The organism is Streptomyces sp. NPDC048506 (assembly GCF_040651315.1).
GTDB lineage: Bacteria > Actinomycetota > Actinomycetes > Streptomycetales > Streptomycetaceae > Streptomyces.
Genome location: NZ_JBEZIX010000077.1, coordinates 17,644 through 35,865, shown reverse-complemented (window position 1 = coordinate 35,865; position 18,222 = coordinate 17,644). Strand labels below are relative to the sequence as shown.

The following is an 18,222-nucleotide window of genomic DNA, read 5'->3' as shown; positions in this document are numbered from 1 at the left end:
CTCCTCCGCATCGTCGCCCCCGTCGCCATGCCCGGCATCGCCGCCACCGCCCTGATCTCCTTCATCTTCAGCTGGAACGAACTCCTCTTCGCCCGCGTCCTGACCGGCGTCGTCGCCGGCACCGCCCCCGTCTTCCTCACCGGGTTCGTCACCAGCCAGGGACTGTTCCTGGCGAAGGTGTGCGCCGCCGCCACCGTCATCTCCCTCCCCGTCCTCATCGCCGGGTTCGCCGCCCAGGACAAACTCGTCCAGGGCCTGTCTCTTGGAGCCGTGAAATGAAAGCCGCGTCGTGCGCGGCCGGTGATTCCGCTCGTGTGAGCAGTGTGAGCTCATCTTTGAAAAGGCCCTCGGAAAACCATTGACACCGCGTTGTGCGGATCTTTAATGGAGGAGTAATTGCATATATGAGCTACCAGTGCTCATTCGAGCAGAACCGCATTTTGCATGTGCGGCCGTGCCGTTCGCGCACCCGCTTGCTTGAAGGATTGAGAAAAATGACTGCTGTGGCCGAATGCGTCATCGCCCGTGAGGTCGGACTGGCGCCCGTCTCGCTCACGCTGCCGGCAGTCCTGCCCTCCGCCCGGCAGGCGCGCGACTTCACCGCAACGTCCCTGCGGCAGTGGGGCGAGGTCCAAGACGTCGTCGAAGCGGCCGTGCTGATCGTCTGTGAGCTGGCCACCAACGCCATCTGCCACGGCGACCGACTGAGGGCCGAACGCGGGCGCGAGCGCGGTCCGGACGCCGTGTTCACCCTCAGGCTGACGCCGGAGCCCGAGGTGTTGCACATCGAGGTGTACGACGGGTCCACAGGTCTGCCCGTCCAGCGCACGGCGGACCACGACGAGGACAGCGGACGCGGGCTGACGATCATTGCCGCGCTCGCCCGGTCCTGGACCTGCGTGCCGGACCCCGCGGGCGGCAAATGGGTCCGCGCAACACTCGCCCGCGTTCCCGCCCCGCCGCGCCCCGGCCCCTGACCCCGCCGCCGACGTAAACGTAACGGCACTTATATAAGCACTGTTACGATCCGGGTATGGCCGATGCCCCCGCACCCGACCCGACCGATGCACCCGACCCGACCGAGCAGAGCCTCTGGCGCCCCCTGCGGCTGCTACAGGAGGCGATGGACGCCGACATCGCCCGCGTCTACGAGGAGGCCCGGATCGACGGGCTCAAGCCGAGCTTCGTCATGGAGCTGCTGCGGCTGCACGCCCACGGACCGATGACCATCACCCAGCTCGCCGCGTCGGTGCACCGCACCCATTCGGCGCTCAGCCAGAAGGTGGCCGCGATGCGTGCCGCCGGCCTGGTGCGGACCGTCGCGGGCCCCGACGCCCGGAGCAAGAAGGTGACGCTCACCCCCAAGGCCCGGCGGATGGCCGGTCGGCTCGCGGCGGAGTGGCGGGCCACCGAGGCCGCCCTCGCCGAGATCGAGGCGGAGGTGCCCTATCCGCTCAGCCAGGTCGTCACCGACATCGAGCGGGCGTTGCAGCGCAAGAGCCTCCATGACCGGATCACCGAGAAGCTCGCGGCGGACCCGGCATGGGAACCATGGCAATGAGGCGTGCGCTGGTCGACGTGACCCCGCTGCGGGAGTCGCCCGCCTTCCGGCGGCTGTGGATCGGCCGGACCTGTTCCGGGTTCGGCAGTCAGATGACGCTCGTCGCCGTGCTGTTCCAGGTCTGGCAGCAGACCGGCAGCGCCGTCTGGACCGGAGCCGTCGGCCTGGCCCAGGCCCTCCCGGTCGTCGCCTTCGGACTCTTCGCCGGCTCCGTCGTCGACCGCGTGGACCGGCGGAGGTTCTCCCTCGTCATGACCACCGGCCAGGCCGGGTGTTCGCTGCTCCTGGCCGGGCAAGCGGCACTCGGCCAGGCGCCGGTGGCGGGGGTGCTGACGCTGGTCGCGGTGCAGTCCTGCTTCGTCGCCGGCGGTGGGCCGGCAGCGCGCACGTTCATCCCGCGGCTGCTGCCGACGAGCCAACTGGCGGCCGGGCTGGCGCTGCACCGCATCGCCTTCCAGGGAGCCATGCTGGTCGGCCCGGCACTGGGCGGACTGGTCCTGGGCTGGCTGGGCGTCACCGGCTGCTACCTGATCGACGCCCTCACCTTCGCGATGGCGTTCCACGGCGTCTTCGGCCTGCCGACGATGCGCCCTGGAGGCGAGCCGGCCCGGCCGGGCCCGCGCGGGGTGCTGGACGGTCTGGCCTTCCTCGTGCGCACCCCGGCCGTCCGGGGCGCGCTGCTCACCGACCTGGCCACCACCGTCCTGTCCATGCCGGTCGGCCTGTTCCCGCTGCTCAACGCCGAACGGTTCGGCAACGACCCGCGCGCCCTCGGGCTGTTCCTCACCGCGATGGCCCTCGGCGGCATCCTCGCCTCGCTGTTCTCCGGTACGTACACCCGCCTGTCCCGACCCGGTCTGGTCATGCTCGGCGGATCGGCCGCCTGGGGAGCGGCCCTGGCCCTGTTCGGGCTGGCGTCCGACCGCTGGGCCGCCCTGTTCTTCCTGGCCGTGGCCGGTGCCGCCGACACCGTCTCCGTGGTGTCCCGGAGCACCATCGTGCAACTGCACACCCCGGACGCCCTGCTCGGCCGGGTCGGCGCGGCGGAGCAGATCGTCGGCCAGGCCGGTCCGGACCTCGGCAACATGCGCGGCGGTCTGCTCGCCGGCGCGACGTCCGGCGCCACCGCCGTGATCAGCGGCGGCCTGCTGTGCATCACCGCGGTCACCCTGATCGCCGCGACCACACCGGGCCTGCGCTGGTTCTCGACAGCGGCACCCCGGCAGGCGACGTCCGACTAGGGGGCGGAGTGCCGCGGCGCTGACATGCCGATGAGGGGAGTAATGGCGGCCTCCCGTGGGCCGGCTGCGTCAGGGTGTGGCCATTGATGACGGTCGCGTCAGCGCATCAGGAGTCCATGGTGTACAGGTGGCCCGCGCGGATCCGCGAGCGGATCGGCCGTGGCCCACGGGACCGGACGGGGAACCGACAGGACCGGTCGGGCCGCGGCCGTCCCGCCGACGGGCCGGTGCGGCTGGTCGACACCGCGGGCGACGTGGAGAACAGCAGCTTCGAGGTGCCCCGCCCGCCCGCGGCCCTGCGCTGGCTGCCCGTCGCCTACGTCGTGATCGTCCTGCTGCTCGAACCCGTGACCCCCGCCTTCTGGGCGGTCAGCTTCCTGCTGATCGCCCTGCCGGTGACCGCCGCGTACACCCTCGGCCCGGTCAGCGTCGCCCTGACCGCGGTCTTCGCCATCGGCCTGGAAGGAGTGCTGGCCGGCACCCCGTGCTGCACCGGCCGCAACATCCACCAGCTGTGGGAGAACCACTACGTCGCCGCGTACATCGCCACCGGGATGGTGGGTCTCCTCGGCGTGGTGCTGGCCGTCCACCGAAGGCGCCAGGAGCGGCACTTGGTGCACGCCCACTCGGTGGCCGAGGCCCTGATGCGCACTCTGCTCCGGCCGATCCCGCACGAGGTGGGACACGTCCTGGCGGCCGGCCTCTACCGGTCCGCGGAGGCCGGCACCATGGTCGGCGGCGACCTCTACGACATCCGCCCCACCGAGGCCGGTACCCGCGCCATCATCGGCGACGTCCGCGGCAAGGGGCTGAAGGCGGTGCGCACCGTCGCCGACCTCCTCGGCACCTTCCGCGAGGCCGTCCACGACGCCGGGGACCTGCGGGCGGTCGCGCAGCGCATGGAACGGAGCATGGCCCGGGAAGCGGAGGAGCTGCGCGACGACGAACTCTTCGTCACCGCCGCCCTGATCGAGTACGACGCGTCGTGCGGCCATGTGACGATCGTCAACCACGGCCACATCGAACCGGTGCTGATCTCCGGCGGCGCGGTCATCACCCTCACCGGCCCACCGGCCCTCCCGCTGGGCCTCGGTGCCCTCGCCGACGGACCCCCCGTCGCGTACACCCACCCCTTCGGCCCCGGCGACGTCCTGTTGCTCTGCACCGACGGCCTGATCGAAGCCCGCGATGTGACCGGCGCGTTCTACCCCTTCCTCGACCGGCTGCACCACCGTTTCACCGGTCGCCCCGCCCCGCCCCCGGCCGAGGTCATCGAGTTCCTCAACACCGACCTGCCCCGGCACACCCGGCTCTTCCACGACGACGTGGCCGTCCTCGCCCTTGCACCCATGGGGCGGCGCCGGACCGCAGCTCCCCTGGCACCGCTGCACTGAGGGCCACCGCCCGGCGTCACGCCGCCGGACCAGGCACCTGCCGCCCACGAGCGGGGCGGCCCGGCGACATCACGCCGGGAGGGAGTGGCGACGCCGCCAGACACCGGCGGAGATGCGGGCCAACAGCCCCGCGGCGGGGTCGTCGACGTCGTGCCCGGAGGCGAGCGGCCCGCTGTAGCAGACGGCGAGCGCGTACGGGGCGGCGTCGTCAGGGTGGACCACGGCGGCGCTGTGCCGCACTCCGGGGAACCACCCGTTCTTCCCGGCCAGCCGGGTACCGGGCGGCAGTCCCGCGGCGAGGTCGACCCGATGGACGTTCCCCTCCAGCAGGGAGAGCAGCTCGGGCTCCAGGGAAGCCAACAGCCGTACGAGGTCGAGGGCGGTCACCCGGTTGCGGAAGCCGGCCGCGCGGCCGGCGTGGTCCTCGATCCCGCGCGGGCTGGCGCTGCCGGTGGCCTGGGCCCGCTGCCATACGCGGGCCACGGCGTCGTGCCCCACCTGCGCCAGGCACAGGTTGGTGGCGAGGTTCGACGAGTGGGTGACCATCCGCGCGGCGAGCCAGCGCAGCGGCGCCGTGCCGCCCAGCCGGTCCCAGGGCACCGGATCGCTGTCCGACTCGCGACTGATGCGGTAGGTCCGACCGGTGACGGACCGGAAGTGGTTCACCACGGGCACGGCCGCGTCCATGTCCACACCGCTGCGGTACAGGGCCGCCAGCACGGCCATCTTCATGGTGCTGGCCGCGTCGTGCGGCACCTCCGCATTCCGCAGCACCACCGGAGTGCGCCGCCACGGCGCCACGACAACCGAAAGCACGCTTCATGGTAGCCGTGATGTTCCGTCAGCAAGCGGCGCGCACCGGCCATCGTGGGGGTGTCCGCCGGCCGTTCCCCGTCGGCCCGGCCCGGTTCAGTCGGACGAGAAGGCGCGTACGACCGTGTCCGGCCCGGGGCTCATGAGGGTCTCGTGGCCGTCCTCGAACCGGACACGGTAGGGCGGCGAGCCGTTCTCCCCCAGCACTTCGATGATCTCCGCCGTCCGGTCGTGCTGGCCCACGATCCGCCCGTGGACCAGGAGTCGGTCACCCACGCTCGCCCGCATATTGTTCGCCTTTCTCTGCGCAGTCCTCGACGTTGTGTTGCCGAACATCGCGGAGGTACCCCGGGCGATCGGGGATATGTCCGCAGTCACTCGAACGGGGCGGGTGTGCCCTTCGCCGCGTCAGCCGACCAGGTCCGAGGGGTCGGTGTTCGCGCCGCAGAGAAGGACGGCGACGCGTTCGCCCGGTGCGGGCCGGTGGGTGCCGGTGAACAGGGCGGCGGCCGCGGCGGCCGTGCCGTGCTCGACGGCCACCCGGTACCGGTCCCACAGCGTGCGCCGCGCGTGCACGATGGCCGCGTCGGGGACGAGCAGCGAGGCGACGCCGGTGCGTCGGGCGACGTCGAAGGCGATCTCACCGACGCGGCTCGCGCCGAGCGAGTCCGCGGCCACGCCGGAGACCGACACGTCCACCGGGCGGTCCGCGGCCAGCGCCGCATGCAGCGTCGGGGCGTTCTCGGGCTCGACGGCGACGACCCTCGCCCGGCCCTCCAGCGCGGTGGCGACGCCGGCCATCAGCCCGCCGCCGCCCACCGCCACGAGGACGGTGTCCAGCTCCCCGCCGGTCTGCTCCAGCAGTTCCGGGCCGAGCGTGCCCTGGCCTGCACAGACGGCGGGCTGGTCGTAGGCGTGGCAGAACAGCGCTCCACGGTCCTCGGCCCGCTTGGTCGCGGCGTCGTAGGCATCGGCGTACCGCACGCCGACCTGCACCACGTCCGCGCCGAGCGCACGCAGCCGGGCGACCTTCACCTCGGGCGCGGTTTCGGGCACGAACACCTCGGCATGGACGCCGAGTCGGTCCGCGGCGTGGGCGAAGGCGAGCCCCGCGTTGCCACCGGAGGCGGCGACCACGCCGGCGTCCGGCAGCCGGCCCCGCTCGGCCGCGGCGAGCAGGTGGTTGAGGGCACCGCGGGCCTTGAACGAGCCGGTGTGCTGAAGGAATTCCAGCTTGAACCACAGCCGCCCGGCGGGCGCCCCGGCCTCGGGCGCCCCGGCCTCGGGCGCCCCGGCCTCGGGCGCCCCGGCCTCGGGCGTCACCTCGACGACGGGGGTGCGCCGGACCCGTCCGCCGATCCGCCGCGCTGCCGCCTCGATGTCCTCGATGGTGATCATTGCGGCCCCCTCCTGCCGTTCCGACTCCGGTTCCGGCTCCGACTCCGGTCCGGCTCCTGCTACGGATCGTACGTGGCCGGCCCCCGCTGATCCGCTCGGCCTGGGGCCCAGGGCCCGGTGGCCCAGTAGCCGGGGGGCCCGGTGGCCGGCCGCCTGAAGGCGCGGGAGACCATGGTCCGGGCCCCGGGCGGCGCGCTCCCGGCCGGGAGCGCCGTTCGTAGCCGTTCGCCCGATGGGGAAGAGGATCCGACCCTGAACGCCCCACTCGCGGAAGCACTCTCCGTCACCCTGCTCCTGCTCGTCCTGGCGGCCGCGGTGCTGCGCCCGTAGGGCTGGCCGGAGGCGGTGGTCGCCGTCCCGGCCGCGGGGGTGGTCATCGCCACCGGTGCGATCACCCTGGAGCACGCCCGCGCCGAGGCGGAGCGGTTGGGACCGGTGATCGGCTTCCTCGCGGCGGTGCTCGTCCTGGCCCAGCTGTGGGCCGGACGGCCGGGGTGCCCCGCGACGGAGCGGCCCCGAACCACCGGGCCGGCCCGGACGCCCCTCCCGCCGCGCCACCCCGCCTGGCAGACTGCCCGCCGTGGTGGTGGCCGCCACGAGGGCGGTCGCCACGGCACACCACGGCGCGGGGCGGCACCGCCCATGGGGAAGGACGGGCGATGAACGAGGCTGAGGCCCCGGCTCAGGGCGGCGGCTTGCAGCGGCGGTTGGGGGTCTTCGACGCCGTGACGATCGGTCTGGGGTCGATGATCGGCGCGGGGATCTTCGCGGCGCTGGCGCCGGCCGCCGGCGCGGCCGGTTCGGGGCTGCTGGTCGGGCTGGCGGTCGCGGCGGTGGTGGCGTACTGCAATGCGACGTCCTCGGCGCGACTGGCGGCCCGTTACCCGGCGTCGGGCGGCACCTACGTCTACGGCCGTGAGCGGCTCGGTGCGTTCTGGGGCTACCTCGCCGGGTGGGGTTTCGTCGTCGGGAAGACCGCCTCCTGCGCAGCCATGGCGCTGACCGTCGGCTCCTACGTGTGGCCCGGGCAGGCCCCCGCGGTGGCGGTCGCCTCCGTGGTGGCGCTGACCGCGGTCAACTACGCCGGGGTGCAGAAGTCAGCCTGGCTGACCCGGGTGATCGTCGCGATCGTGCTCGCGGTCCTCGCCGCGGTCCTCACGGCCTGCCTGACCGGGGCCGCCGCCCGCGCCGGACGGTTGGACGTCGGCGCGGACGCCACCGTCGGCGGGGTGCTCCAGGCGGCCGGCCTGCTGTTCTTCGCCTTCGCCGGGTATGCGCGGATCGCCACCCTCGGGGAGGAGGTCCGCGACCCCGAGCGCACCATTCCGCGGGCGGTTCCGCTGGCCCTGGCGATCACGTTGGCGGTGTACGCGGCGGTCGCCGTGGGCGTGCTGGCCGTGCTCGGCCCCGGCCGGCTCGCGGACGCGTCGGCGCCGCTGACCGAGGCGGTCCGCGCCGCCGGCGCGCCGGGCCTGGCACCGGTCGTACGGGTCGGGGCCGCGGTGGCCGCCCTCGGCTCCCTCCTCGCGCTGGTCCTGGGGGTCTCCCGCACGACGCTGGCGATGGCCCGCGACCGGCATCTTCCGCACTCCCTGGCCGCCGTCCACCCCCGCTTCCACGTTCCGCACCGCGCCGAACTCGCGGTCGGCGCGGTGGTGGCGCTGCTCGCCGCGACCACCGACGTCCGCGCCGCGATCGGCTTCTCCTCCTTCGGCGTGCTGGCCTACTACGCCGTCGCCAACGCCGCCGCCCTCACCCTCACGACCGCGGAGCGCCGCCCGCCCCGGGCCGTTCCCGTCCTGGGCCTGGCCGGCTGCCTGGGTCTGGCCTTCTCGCTGCCCGTCACCGCCGTGCTCTCCGGCGTCGCCGTGCTCGCCGTCGGAGCCCTGGCCTACGGGGTGCGCACGGCGCTCCCGGGGCGCGGGTAGGCACATCCGCGACCTTGTGAGATCCCGCCGGCGCCCCCACACGCCACGGGCGTCCTACGGATGTGCCGGGCGGTTCTCGGGCAGCGCACACGCCGCCGTACCGCCCGGCATCCGCTGGCGGTTGTCGGCGACGAGCCGGTACACCCCGTGGGCAGCCCACCGCAGCGGGGGCAGGGCGAGCAGCGCGCCCAGCGGCGCCCACCCCCGGCCGGCGCTCATCAGCAGCTTCGCCACCGCGTGGGCACCGCCGTACACCGTCCCGGTCGGCGTCACCCACAGCACTTCGTGCGCGGCGCGTTCCGGTGCGATGCCGAGCGCTTCCAGGTCCGCGAACTGCCAGGCCGTGACGGCACATCGGGGCCGGATGTACCGCTCGGCGAACGCCACCGACGTGGTGCAGAAGCCGCAGTCCCCGTCGAAGACGAGTAGGGGTCGAGTCCTCATGTCCCCATCATGCCGCCGTGCCGCCGTGGCGGCGGTGAGGGGCACGGAAACGATCAGCCGGGCCGCGACGCCCGCGAACGGCATCACACCGTCCCGTCGCGACCGTCCCGTGGCCCGAAGGCGGCGAGCGCCTCGGCGTCGGTGGCGCGTGCGTGGAGGTAGTAGTCGGCCCACTGCGCGGCCTCGGGGTAGGAGCACTCGCGGGTGACCCGGGCGACGGCGGTCCCGATGTCGAAATCGGTGGTCCGCAGCTCGACCCCGGGCCCCAGCAGCGCCCAGTGGGCGCCGCTCCGGCCGTACGGCATGCCGACGCTGCCGGGGTTGACCACCAGCCGGCCGTGGGCGAGCCGTACGAAGGGCATATGGGTGTGGCCGCACACCACCGTACGGACGTCGGGGTCGAGTGCGCCGAGCACCTCGCGCCACCGGTCGAGCCGGGAGTCGACCAGCACGACTTCCTCGTCGTCGCGTGGGGTGGCGTGGCAGAACACGACCTCGCCCATGCCGTGCACGGGCAGGCGGAGCGACCGGGGCAGTCGGGCGAGCAGGTCGAGGTGGTCCGGGCGGAGCTGTTCGGCGGCCCAGGGGCCGATGGGGTCCTCGATGGTGTCGCGCAGCCCACGGCGGTATTCGAGGAGTTCGCGGTCGGCGTTGCCGCCGACCCAGTCCACCCGGTCCCCGAGCTCCAGGAGCAGGTCCAGGACCTGGGCCGGCTGTGGCCCGGCGGCGATGTCACCGGTCAGCACGATGCGCTCCGCGGCGCGCACCTCCGGCTCGGCGAGCACCGCCTCCAGTGCAGGCAGGACCCCGTGGACGTCGGACAGGACGGGCTACTCGGTTCGGCATGGTCACCACGGTGCGACGCCGCCCCTCCCGGTGCGAGGGGTTTCGCTCCCCGCGTAGCCCGGGCCCGGAGCCCCGTCGTGCCGGGGAGGCGTCCCCGGCACGACGGGGACGGTTACGGCCGGGGGCCGATGACGTTCTCGCCGTCCCGGACGGTCAGGGCGAGGGCGGGGCACACATCGGCGGCGTCAAGGGCCCGCTCGTCCTCCTCGATCCGCTCCTCGCGCGGACGGGCGTGGGCGCCGTCAACGGTGAACAGATCAGGGGCGATTGCGGCACAGGAGCCCGAGGCGATGCACTGGTGCGGGTCGATCTCCACCTTCCACGTCATGGCCGCTCACCACCCCACCGGCATGACCCGCGGGCCGCGGACCAGCATCTGGCTCTTCCACTCGATGTCACCGGCCAGACGGAGCGTCGGGAAGCGCGTGATCAGGCCGCCGAGCGCCTCCTGGAGTTCCAGGCGGGCGAGCGGGGCGCCCAGGCAGTGGTGGACGCCGTGGCCGAAGCCGAGGTGCTGGTTGCCGGAGCGGGAGATGTCCAGGGTGCCGGGTGAGTCGAAGCGCAGGGCGTCGCGGTTGGCGGCGCCCACGGCCACCAGGACCGGTGTGCCGGCCCGTACCAGCGTGCCGCCGACATCGATGTCTTCCTTGGCGTAGCGGGGCTGGCCCGCACCGCTGCCCAGCGGGACGAACCGGAGTAACTCCTCCACCGCGCCACCGATCAGCTCCGGACGCTCGCGCAGCAGGGCGAGTTGTTCGGGGTGCTCCAACAAGGCGAGGACGAAGTTGGGTATCTGGGTGGCGGTGGTCTCGTGGCCGGCGACCAGGATGCCCACGCACAGGTCGACGAGTTCGAGCTCGGAGAGGCGGTCGTCGACGTCCCGGGCGTCGATGAGCGCCGTCATCAGGTCGTCCTGCGGAGCGCGCCGGTGCTCCTCGATCAACTGCCCCATATAGGCCCGGAGTTCTTCGAGGTTGGCGTCGAACTCCGCCGCGGTGAGGGAACTCGTCGACAGCGCGGCGTCGCTCCACACCCGGAAGCGCGGCCGGTCCTCGGTGGGTACGCCGAGCAGGCGGCAGATCACGGCGACGGGGATGGGCAGCGCGAAACGGTCCACCAGATCGACCGGCGGACCGGCGGCCTTGAGCTCGTCGAGGAGCCCCTCCGTCAGCTGCTTGACCTGGGGCCTGAGCCTCTCGACCTGACGGACCGTGAAAGCCTTGGCCACCAGCGTGCGCAGCCTGGTGTGGTCGGGCGGGTCCATGCCCAGGATGCCACTGTCGCGACGGCCCTCGGACTGCCGGGGCTCGTCGTGCAGGGCCCCCTCCGCGCGGCTGAAGCGCGCGTCGCCGAGGACGAACCGGGCCTCGGCGTAACGGGTGACGAGCCAGGCGGGCTCTCCGTAGGCCATCTGTACCTTCAGCAGTCCCGGGCGGTTGCGGGCCTGCTCGTACGCTTCGGAAAGCTCAAGGCTCTCGGGAACATTGAAGGGGTAGGACAGGGGTGCTGTGTCGGCTGTGGTCACGGTGACCTCCCTTGTGTAAGCACCTGCTTACAAGAAGGTAGGCCGCTCCGCCGGAGTGGTCAACGACGCATTGCGGCCGTCATGGTGACGGACCGTCGGAGAGGAGCGTGACGTGACGGTGGAGGAGACCTTGCGGAGCGGCCCGGCGAACACCTACCGCCGGGACGCGCAGGGCACCCGGATGCGGTTGCTGGACGCGGCCTCGGAGCTGTTCGCGGAGCGCGGTTACGAGCGCGCGACGGTACGCGACATCGCGGCCCGCGCCGGGGCCAACCAGGCCCTGTTGTTCCGCTACTTTGGCTCGAAGAAGGCCCTGTTCGGGGAGGTGATGGCGCGCGGCGGCCAGGAGCAGCTGCGCACCACCCCCGCGGAGCGGCTGTTCGAGGTGGCGCTGCGCGGCATGCTGGCCGATGGCGGCGAGGGCGCCGACCGCGCGCTGGAGGTGTGTCTGCGCTCCATCGGCGGCAGCGACGAGATCGGGGAGGCGCTGCGGGGGCTGGGGGAGGAGTACGCCGAGGTCCTCGCCACGCTCTCCACGTCCGACCACGGTGGACTCCGTGCCGATCTGGCGCTGTCCTGGCTGTTGGGGATCGGCCTGATGCGGGTGGTCGTCGGCAAGGAGCCGCTGGCGAGCGCCGACCCCGACACGGTCTGCGCGCTCGTCGTGGGCACGTTGGGGAACCTGCTGGAGAGCCTGCCGGCGGAGGGTGCGTCAGCGGGTGCGGACGGCGGTGGGAAGGGCGGATGACCGGCCGGTGCCGGGGCGGATCGGGGTGGGGTGTGTCGCAGTCCCTGCTGCGTTCCAGTGACTCCGCGGCGGGTCTCGACCGAATGGACAAATGCCACTTTATCGTCGCGATTGCAGAGAAGAATACCCCTCTTCTGCCGAGTCGAGTGAAGGTGGAAAAATGCTCCGTTCGATCCCTCGCGGCGTCGCAGTGGCCGGCCTGACCGCGGCTGCCCTGGCGGTGCCGACGGCAGGCGCCGCCACCGCCGCGACCGCGGCCCCCGGCACCGTGCACATGCAGTGCTTCTCGCAGCGCTGCGACACGGGCCAGCAAGCCGACCGCCAGGACACCGACCGGCACCGGGCCGGCAAGGGGAGCCACGGCCGCGACGGTTACGGTCGCGACCGCGACCGCGACCGCCGTGATGACGACTACAACCGTGACAGCCGCGACGGCTACGAGCGTGACGACCACCGCCGGGACGACCGCCGCCGTGACGACGACCGCAAGGACGACGACCGCAAGGACGACCGTCGTCGCGACGACGACCGCAAGGATGACCGTCGCGACGACGACCGCCGCGAGGACAACCACTACGGCACCGGCTACGGCTACGGCCTGGGCCGTGACGGCCTGCTCGGCCTCGGAGTGCTCGGCCTCGTCTGACGCCCGTAAGACACACAGTCCCGCAGTGGGCCCGGGGGGAACCGTCCGTCCGGGCCCACTGCCGTGCCGGTCGTGGAGTCCGCATGTCCCCCTCCGTCGTGCGCCGCAGGATCCCACCGCGCGCCCTCCGCACCCTGGCCGTGCTGCTGGCCGTCGGCGCCGTCGCCGCCGGCCTCGTCCAGGCGACCCCGCCCCCCTCGCCGGGACCCGAACGCCGTGCCCCGCGCCTCGACCCGCGCATCGAGGCGATCATGCGCAAGCCCGAGTACCGGCACGCCCGGTGGGGGCTGTTCGAGCAGAACCCGCGGACCGGCACGGTGGTCCGGTCCCGTGACGCCGACCAGTTCTTCATCCCCGGGTCGACGGCCAAACTCTTCGGCGTCAGCGGAACCTGGCACACCCTCGGCGGCGACCACCGCTTCGTCACGCCGGTGCACGCCGTCGGGCAGCAGCTCCGGAACGGGACGCTCAGGGGCGATCTGGACCTGGTCGCCCAGGGCGACCTGAGCCTGGGCGGCCGAACCCGCAAGGACGGCACCCTCGCCTACACCACCATCGACCACACCTACGCCAACGACATCCCCGGAGCCACCCTCACCCCCGAGAACCCGCTGGCCGGCCTCGACCAGCTCGCCCGGCAGGTGCGCGCCGCGGGCATCCGGCGGGTCGACGGCGACGTGATCATCGACCCCCGGCTGTTCCGGCCCGACCCGGCACTCGCCCCGACGCCCACCCCGCTGATCCTCAACGACAACGTCATCGACCTGCTGACCTCACCCGGCAACAGGGCGGGCGCCCCCGCCGGGCTGGACGTCCGCCCGAAGGTCGCGCCGTACCGCGTCACCTCGACCGTGCGCACCGTCGCGGCGGGCCGGCCCGGCGACATCGACGTGGCGACGTCCGCGGACGGCACCCGGATCCGGCTCTCCGGCACCATCGCCGCCGGCTCCGCCCCGGTCCTGCGGGTGTCCCGGGTCAAGGACCCCAACGCCTTCGGCCGGACCGCCATGATCGAGGCGCTGAAACGGGCCGGGGTCGAGGTCCGGGCGAACGCCGTCGGCCCCAACCCGGCCGGCCGACTGCCGGCCTCCTACCGGGGCGCCCGCACGGTCGCCCGCTACACCTCCCCGCCGTACGCCGACTACGCCGAGCTGATCCTCAAGGTGAGCCACAACCTCGGGGCGAACCTGGGGATCTGCCTGATGGCGACGCGGGCACGAAGCACCGACTGCGCGGACGGCTTCCCCGTGCTCGCGGCGTTCCTGGACGGTGCCAAGGTGGACCGCAAGGCCGTACAGCTCGCCGACGGTCGGGGCGGCGACCCCGTCGACCGGACCACCCCGCGGGCCCTGGCGCAGATCCTGACGTACTGGCAGCACACCCCCGACGCCCGGCGGTTCCGCGAGTCGCTGCCGATCCTGGGCGTCGACGGCACCCTCGCTGACTCCTGTCGTGACTGCCCGTCACGCGGCAAGGTCTTCGCCAAGACCGGCACCGTGGCGGGCGGGGACCTGCTCAACGACCGGCTGGCGGTGGGTGCCGAGACCACGGCCGGCTACCTGGAGACCGGCAAGGGGACGTTCGAGGTGTTCTTCGCCGGAGTGAACGGTGCGTCGACCTCCCGCGCCGATGTCGACGCTGTCCTGCGCGTCGGGGACGACGTGGCCGGCGTCGCCGCCCTCCTGCAACAGCGCCGGCCCGGCTGACCCCACGGCCGGCGGGGACGGAACGCGGCCGCTACGGCTGCTTGTTGTCCTTCAGGGAACCCCAGCCGTGCCACCGCTCGATCTCGATCCGGGCGCTCACCCGGCGGCGGTTGCGCAGCGGATACCGCTTCCCCAGGTAGTGCTGGGACAACCGGTCGATGTCGGTGAACTCCTCGTCGTCCCGTAGTTCGACGACCCGGCCGATGATGCTGAGGTGCGTGTACCAGTTGCCATCCTCAAGGACGGTGAGTGTCACCCGGGGATCGTTGCGCACATGCTCCAGCCGCTTGCGGCCCTCGTCCATGTTGACCAGCATCCGGCCGTCGTCCCAGAGGTACCAGGTAGCGGTGGACACCGGCTGGCCGTCCGCCCGCAGGGTGCTGATGACCGCCGGATTGGGCTTGATCAGCATGGTGACGGCGGCTTCGGGGAGCGGTGGTTTCGACATCTGGGGCACCTCCGGGGGCGTCGGTCGTTGCATCAGCACACTGCGTGCATCATGGCGCGACGAGCCCGGAATCTTCGGGAGGCGGGAGGTGTTGAGGCATCTGGATCAGGTTTCCGCCCGTGCAGAGGGCCGCCCATGTCGCTCCGGACGTGACGGACCCCGAGTCGGCGGCCGCCTTCTTGGGCGCGCTCGACCGCGGGTCGCCCAGCACGTGGCCCAGCGGCCCGAGCGGGACCATCAGGTGCCGCGCTGTCGACGCCCGGCGGTCAGGAACCCGACCCGCCGCCGTCCTGCTTCAGCCGGGCCACCTTCGGCGGCAGGGAGCTGGCGCCGTCCGCGAGCGGCGGAGCGGCGGCCGGCGCGGCCGGACCCTTCTTCAGCGTGTCGAGGATCGCCAGGCCCTGGCCGACGATGGCGGAGGCGATCTCGTTGATGCCGTCGGTGCCGTTGAGGACGGTCAGCCGGGAGCCGGAGATGCCCGCGGCCGCGGCCTCGGCCAGCGCCGGGAGGTTCTCGACGGTGCGGTTGGCGGCGATGAGCTCCTGGTTGCCGTCCCGCAGCGAGGCGGCGACGGCGCTGTTGGCGTCGGCGCGTGCCTGGGCGACGGTCCGTTCGGTGTAGGCACGGGCGTCGGCCTCGAAGCGGACCTGGTCGCGCTGCGCCTCGGCCAGCGTGCGCACCCGATAGGCCTCGGCATCCGCCGGGCGGCGCACCTCGGCCTCCAGGCGCTGCGCGGCCAGCGCGGCCTTCCGCTCGGCCAGCGCGGTCTGCTCCTCGATGACCTCCTGCGAGGCCCGGGCCTGGGCCAACGGGCCGGCCTGCGCGGCACGGGCGTTGGCCTGCTCGGTCTCGGCGATGAATCCGGCCCGTTTGAGCGCGGTGTCCCGCTCGTACTCGGCCTTGAGCGCCGCCGCCTGCTGCTCCCGTTCGGTCGCTTCCTGGTCGGCCTTGGCCTCCGCGATCCGGGCGGCACTGGCGACGGCCGCGGCGTGCGGGGCGGCCAGATTGGTGATGTACCCGGAGGTGTCGCCGATCTCCTGGATCTGGAGGGCGTCGACGACGATGCCGAGCTTCTCCATCTCCGAGTGGCTGCCGTCCTTGACCTCCTGGGCGACCCGGTCGCGCTCCCGGATGATCTGCTCGACGGTCAGCCCGCCGACGATCGAGCGCAGGTGCCCGGCGAAGATCCGCCCGACCAGCTCCTCCATGGTGGCCTGCTCGTCCAGGAACCGTCGCGCGGCGTTGGCGATCGACGTCGGGTCGTCACCGACCTTGAAGACGGCGACCGCCCGGACGGCGAGCCGGATGCCCTGCTGGGTGACGCAGTCCTCGGAGATCTCCGCCTCCCGCAGCGACAGCGACAGCAGGCTCGCCTTCTGCTTGACGGGCATGACCCAGTAGCCATGGCCCGTGACGATACGGAATTGGGCATCCCCGGCCCGGCGTTTCGAGCCGGAGATCAACAGCGCTTCGTTGGGCGCGGGAACGTGCCAGAAGAGCATCACGGAACTCCTGGTCCGGTGCGGCGGCCGCCGGCTGATCTGCCGGGACGGCTGTGGACGGGGGACGGTCCACCGGCCGGCCGGGTCAGGTGGCCGGTAGCGGCGCGACGATCACGGACCGCGCCGAGGTGTGGTCCACCACGATGACCTGGGCGTGCCGGGCGATGGGCTCGCGGGACCAGGCGGCGAAGGCCTCGGTCCCGCCGCGAACGGGCAGCAGCACTTCGCCCGGGCCGTCGGTCGGGATCGAGACGGTCACCCGCCCGATGACCCCGATCGGGCTGAAGTCCGTGTCATCCGTCGCGCTCACCCGGGCTCCGTCGCTGGTCAAAGCCGCGCTCGGCGGGGAGGCCGAGCAGCGGGAACTCTCGACGGTTCAACGGTACTCCGCGGCGCGTGCCCGGTGGGCCGGTGGCCGGCGGGCCGGCCGCCAGGTACCGGCCACCGACCGGCTCAGGCGTCGAGGCGTGCGGACCGGGCGGCCGGGACCTGTTTGCGGGGCGGCAGCACATCGGGTGCACGGTGTGGCCGGAGGGCGGCGAGTGCGGTCTCGGTCTCCTCCATGAGGCAGCGGTAGGAGACCAGCCGCTGCCACTCGGGGTCGGCGACCCCGGGGACCGTGGCGTCCCGCTCGCTCCAGCGCCGTACCAGCGCCGCGTACAACGGGGTCTGCCTGGCGACCTCAGCGGTGATCCACCGGGGGGCGGACCCCGGGTGGGGGAGGAAAGTCTGTCCGTGACCTGCGACGGTGCCGGAGGTGGGGGCGCTCATGGCCGTAGAAACGATTTTTCGGGCTTGGAGTCACTGCGTATTCTTGCGGCTTCCCGTACATGCGTGCCGGAGGTGGGCCCGTAACTCCCTCGAATATCACCTCATGCAGTGATCTATGCCCGGGAAGCAGTCCAATTCGGATGAAAGAACGTTGTCGCAGTCATGGAACCGAGGGAGTTGTGGGAGCGCCATGCGGTACTCGCACAGGCGTTTTGCAGCAGCGATGACGAGGTCCGCCGGACGCAGGGGCTCCTCGACGAGGCCGAGGCCCGCCGCTCGCGGACCCTGGCCGCCTTCGCCGTGACCGTGGGCAGCGACGCCGTCGTCGCGGACCTTCTCGGCCTGGACGAACGCGAAGTCCGCCTGGCCCGCCGCACGGTGGGCAAGGACGACGCCCGCGCGGTCGCCAAGAGCCTGCTGGCCCAGCCGACCCGGGAGCAGGCCGCTGCCCGTGAGCAGGCCGCCGCGCCCGAGCAGCCCCCGATGAGCGAGCCGGCCGTGGCGCAGCCGGCCACGCCGCACGCCGCGCGAGCGACCATGGCGCCCCCCGCCGCACAAGCGCCCGCCCAGCCCGCGGCCGGCCCGACGGCGGGGCAGGCCGCACCCCCCGGCCCGCTCACCGCCGGCCCGGCCACCTCGCCGCTCACCAACGAATCGGCCTGGGCGTCCGCCCTGGACGCCGTCCTGATGAGCAGTTGGCACACCGGAGTCGACCTCACCGCACTCGCCACCGAACTCGGACTCGACGTCCGATACCTTGTGGCGCGCGCCCAGCAGTTGTCCTCAGAGAGCCGACCCCCCACCCCCTCGGACCGCATCGGCCGGCACCGCCGGATGGCCACCCTCCAGTCCTCCCCGCAGACCGATACCACCCATCTGGCCTGGCGCGAGAGACCGTCGCAGCCGCAGCGGGATCATCCCTACCCGCCGCAGCCGCAACGGGAGCAGCACGAACACGAGGCCTGGCGACAACACCCGTACCAGAGCCATGACGGCTACCCGGACCACTCCGGTCATCAGGGATACCAGGGCCATCAGGGCTACCAGAGTCACCCGAACTACCAGAATCACCCGAACTACCAGGTGTACGAAGGGCAGCAGACGTCTTCCCACGCCACCGCAACCGCCACCTGGGACACCAGCAGCATCACCGCCGCCCAGCACGACTGGGACGGCATCCTCAGCCAGTGGGAGGCCACCACCCCCACCACGCCGCCGATCACCGCACCCGGCCACGGCGGCGGCGTCTGA

20 protein-coding genes and 2 pseudogenes are annotated in these 18,222 nt (G+C 72.8%); 11 read left to right on the top strand and 11 right to left on the bottom strand.

What is annotated here, in order from left to right; genetic code table 11:
• The 5 genes and pseudogenes from AB0C96_RS39680 to AB0C96_RS39660 form a co-directional block, all read left to right on the top strand.
• A pseudogene (locus tag AB0C96_RS39680) lies at positions 1-279 on the top strand (carbohydrate ABC transporter permease); the annotation flags it as partial.
• A gap of 215 nt (positions 280-494) precedes the next feature.
• The gene (locus AB0C96_RS39675; RefSeq protein WP_362924749.1) at positions 495-977 is read left to right on the top strand and encodes an ATP-binding protein; all 483 of its coding nucleotides are present in this window, start codon (positions 495-497) and stop codon (positions 975-977) included.
• Between the two features lie 56 nt (positions 978-1,033).
• Entirely contained in the window at positions 1,034-1,561 is a 528-nt protein-coding gene (locus tag AB0C96_RS39670; protein WP_362924747.1) for a MarR family winged helix-turn-helix transcriptional regulator, read from the top strand.
• Positions 1,552-2,802: an MFS transporter gene (locus AB0C96_RS39665; RefSeq protein ID WP_362924745.1), complete on the top strand. Its 1,251-nt coding sequence runs from the start codon at positions 1,552-1,554 to the stop codon at positions 2,800-2,802. The genes AB0C96_RS39670 and AB0C96_RS39665 overlap by 10 nt, the downstream gene beginning before the upstream one ends.
• Before the next feature lie 116 nt (positions 2,803-2,918).
• The gene (locus AB0C96_RS39660; protein ID WP_362924743.1) at positions 2,919-4,196 is read left to right on the top strand and encodes a PP2C family protein-serine/threonine phosphatase; all 1,278 of its coding nucleotides are present in this window, start codon (positions 2,919-2,921) and stop codon (positions 4,194-4,196) included.
• A 69-nt stretch (positions 4,197-4,265) separates the two neighbouring features.
• Here the strand turns inward: AB0C96_RS39660 and AB0C96_RS39655 are convergent, their stop codons facing one another.
• The 3 genes from AB0C96_RS39655 to AB0C96_RS39645 form a co-directional block, all read right to left on the bottom strand.
• Positions 4,266-5,012 (bottom strand): serine hydrolase, encoded by a 747-nt coding sequence (locus tag AB0C96_RS39655; protein WP_362924741.1) that lies wholly within the window; start codon positions 5,010-5,012, stop codon positions 4,266-4,268.
• Positions 5,013-5,105: 93 nt separating this feature from the next.
• Positions 5,106-5,297, bottom strand: coding sequence for a DUF1918 domain-containing protein (locus AB0C96_RS39650; protein ID WP_362924739.1), 192 nt, complete (start codon positions 5,295-5,297; stop codon positions 5,106-5,108).
• A 120-nt stretch (positions 5,298-5,417) separates the two neighbouring features.
• A complete protein-coding gene (locus tag AB0C96_RS39645) occupies positions 5,418-6,407 on the bottom strand; it encodes a threonine/serine dehydratase (RefSeq protein WP_362924737.1) in 990 nt (329 codons plus the stop codon).
• Between the two features lie 252 nt (positions 6,408-6,659).
• On the opposite strand from AB0C96_RS39645, the pseudogene AB0C96_RS39640 reads away from it, so the two are divergent.
• Positions 6,660-6,884, top strand: a pseudogene (locus AB0C96_RS39640) (arsenic transporter); the annotation flags it as partial.
• A 182-nt stretch (positions 6,885-7,066) separates the two neighbouring features.
• Positions 7,067-8,335 carry an APC family permease gene (locus tag AB0C96_RS39635; protein ID WP_362924735.1) on the top strand — a complete coding sequence of 423 codons (1,269 nt, stop codon included), beginning with the start codon at positions 7,067-7,069 and terminating at the stop codon, positions 8,333-8,335.
• 54 nt (positions 8,336-8,389) lie between these two features.
• Here the strand turns inward: AB0C96_RS39635 and AB0C96_RS39630 are convergent, their stop codons facing one another.
• The 4 genes from AB0C96_RS39630 to AB0C96_RS39615 form a co-directional block, all read right to left on the bottom strand.
• Positions 8,390-8,779, bottom strand: coding sequence for a DCC1-like thiol-disulfide oxidoreductase family protein (locus AB0C96_RS39630; protein WP_362924733.1), 390 nt, complete (start codon positions 8,777-8,779; stop codon positions 8,390-8,392).
• An 83-nt stretch (positions 8,780-8,862) separates the two neighbouring features.
• Positions 8,863-9,564 carry a metallophosphoesterase family protein gene (locus tag AB0C96_RS39625; RefSeq protein ID WP_362924731.1) on the bottom strand — a complete coding sequence of 234 codons (702 nt, stop codon included), beginning with the start codon at positions 9,562-9,564 and terminating at the stop codon, positions 8,863-8,865.
• A gap of 173 nt (positions 9,565-9,737) precedes the next feature.
• On the bottom strand, positions 9,738-9,953 hold the full coding sequence (locus AB0C96_RS39620; RefSeq protein ID WP_362924729.1) for a ferredoxin: 216 nt from the start codon (positions 9,951-9,953) through the stop codon (positions 9,738-9,740).
• Positions 9,954-9,959: 6 nt separating this feature from the next.
• Positions 9,960-11,150 carry a cytochrome P450 gene (locus AB0C96_RS39615; protein ID WP_362924727.1) on the bottom strand — a complete coding sequence of 397 codons (1,191 nt, stop codon included), beginning with the start codon at positions 11,148-11,150 and terminating at the stop codon, positions 9,960-9,962.
• A gap of 181 nt (positions 11,151-11,331) precedes the next feature.
• On the opposite strand from AB0C96_RS39615, the gene AB0C96_RS39610 reads away from it, so the two are divergent.
• The 3 genes from AB0C96_RS39610 (at position 11,332) to dacB (ending at position 14,250) form a co-directional block, all read left to right on the top strand.
• The gene (locus AB0C96_RS39610) at positions 11,332-11,898 is read left to right on the top strand and encodes a TetR family transcriptional regulator (RefSeq protein WP_362924753.1); all 567 of its coding nucleotides are present in this window, start codon (positions 11,332-11,334) and stop codon (positions 11,896-11,898) included.
• A gap of 160 nt (positions 11,899-12,058) precedes the next feature.
• Positions 12,059-12,544: a hypothetical protein gene (locus AB0C96_RS39605; RefSeq protein ID WP_362924725.1), complete on the top strand. Its 486-nt coding sequence runs from the start codon at positions 12,059-12,061 to the stop codon at positions 12,542-12,544.
• A gap of 83 nt (positions 12,545-12,627) precedes the next feature.
• Positions 12,628-14,250: a D-alanyl-D-alanine carboxypeptidase/D-alanyl-D-alanine-endopeptidase gene (gene dacB, locus AB0C96_RS39600; protein WP_362924724.1), complete on the top strand. Its 1,623-nt coding sequence runs from the start codon at positions 12,628-12,630 to the stop codon at positions 14,248-14,250.
• Between the two features lie 31 nt (positions 14,251-14,281).
• Here dacB and AB0C96_RS39595 read toward each other — a convergent pair whose 3' ends face one another.
• From AB0C96_RS39595 to AB0C96_RS39580, 4 genes are all read right to left on the bottom strand, one after another.
• Complete coding sequence (locus AB0C96_RS39595; protein WP_362924722.1) at positions 14,282-14,698, bottom strand: PPOX class F420-dependent oxidoreductase; 417 nt, start codon at positions 14,696-14,698, stop codon at positions 14,282-14,284.
• Between the two features lie 266 nt (positions 14,699-14,964).
• Entirely contained in the window at positions 14,965-16,200 is a 1,236-nt protein-coding gene (locus AB0C96_RS39590; RefSeq protein ID WP_362924721.1) for an SPFH domain-containing protein, read from the bottom strand.
• 85 nt (positions 16,201-16,285) lie between these two features.
• Entirely contained in the window at positions 16,286-16,510 is a 225-nt protein-coding gene (locus AB0C96_RS39585) for a hypothetical protein (RefSeq protein WP_362924719.1), read from the bottom strand.
• Positions 16,511-16,653: 143 nt separating this feature from the next.
• Positions 16,654-16,971 (bottom strand): hypothetical protein, encoded by a 318-nt coding sequence (locus tag AB0C96_RS39580; protein ID WP_362924717.1) that lies wholly within the window; start codon positions 16,969-16,971, stop codon positions 16,654-16,656.
• Between the two features lie 162 nt (positions 16,972-17,133).
• Between AB0C96_RS39580 and AB0C96_RS39575 the strand changes: the two genes are divergently transcribed.
• The gene (locus tag AB0C96_RS39575) at positions 17,134-18,222 is read left to right on the top strand and encodes a hypothetical protein (protein WP_362924715.1); all 1,089 of its coding nucleotides are present in this window, start codon (positions 17,134-17,136) and stop codon (positions 18,220-18,222) included.

What these genes read in the sequence shown, in the direction of transcription:
- AB0C96_RS39675 (WP_362924749.1), top strand. Translation starts at nt 495, where the DNA reads ATGACTGCTGTGGCCGAATGCGTCATCGCCCGTGAGGTCGGACTGGCG.
- AB0C96_RS39670 (WP_362924747.1), top strand. Translation starts at nt 1,034, where the DNA reads ATGGCCGATGCCCCCGCACCCGACCCGACCGATGCACCCGACCCGACC.
- AB0C96_RS39665 (WP_362924745.1), top strand. Translation starts at nt 1,552, where the DNA reads ATGGCAATGAGGCGTGCGCTGGTCGACGTGACCCCGCTGCGGGAGTCG.
- AB0C96_RS39660 (WP_362924743.1), top strand. Translation starts at nt 2,919, where the DNA reads ATGGTGTACAGGTGGCCCGCGCGGATCCGCGAGCGGATCGGCCGTGGC.
- AB0C96_RS39650 (WP_362924739.1), bottom strand. Translation starts at nt 5,297, where the DNA reads ATGCGGGCGAGCGTGGGTGACCGACTCCTGGTCCACGGGCGGATCGTG.
- AB0C96_RS39645 (WP_362924737.1), bottom strand. Translation starts at nt 6,407, where the DNA reads ATGATCACCATCGAGGACATCGAGGCGGCAGCGCGGCGGATCGGCGGA.
- AB0C96_RS39635 (WP_362924735.1), top strand. Translation starts at nt 7,067, where the DNA reads ATGAACGAGGCTGAGGCCCCGGCTCAGGGCGGCGGCTTGCAGCGGCGG.
- AB0C96_RS39630 (WP_362924733.1), bottom strand. Translation starts at nt 8,779, where the DNA reads ATGAGGACTCGACCCCTACTCGTCTTCGACGGGGACTGCGGCTTCTGC.
- AB0C96_RS39620 (WP_362924729.1), bottom strand. Translation starts at nt 9,953, where the DNA reads ATGACGTGGAAGGTGGAGATCGACCCGCACCAGTGCATCGCCTCGGGC.
- AB0C96_RS39610 (WP_362924753.1), top strand. Translation starts at nt 11,332, where the DNA reads ATGCGGTTGCTGGACGCGGCCTCGGAGCTGTTCGCGGAGCGCGGTTAC.
- AB0C96_RS39605 (WP_362924725.1), top strand. Translation starts at nt 12,059, where the DNA reads ATGCTCCGTTCGATCCCTCGCGGCGTCGCAGTGGCCGGCCTGACCGCG.
- dacB (WP_362924724.1), top strand. Translation starts at nt 12,628, where the DNA reads ATGTCCCCCTCCGTCGTGCGCCGCAGGATCCCACCGCGCGCCCTCCGC.
- AB0C96_RS39595 (WP_362924722.1), bottom strand. Translation starts at nt 14,698, where the DNA reads ATGTCGAAACCACCGCTCCCCGAAGCCGCCGTCACCATGCTGATCAAG.
- AB0C96_RS39590 (WP_362924721.1), bottom strand. Translation starts at nt 16,200, where the DNA reads ATGCTCTTCTGGCACGTTCCCGCGCCCAACGAAGCGCTGTTGATCTCC.
- AB0C96_RS39580 (WP_362924717.1), bottom strand. Translation starts at nt 16,971, where the DNA reads ATGAGCGCCCCCACCTCCGGCACCGTCGCAGGTCACGGACAGACTTTC.
- AB0C96_RS39575 (WP_362924715.1), top strand. Translation starts at nt 17,134, where the DNA reads ATGGAACCGAGGGAGTTGTGGGAGCGCCATGCGGTACTCGCACAGGCG.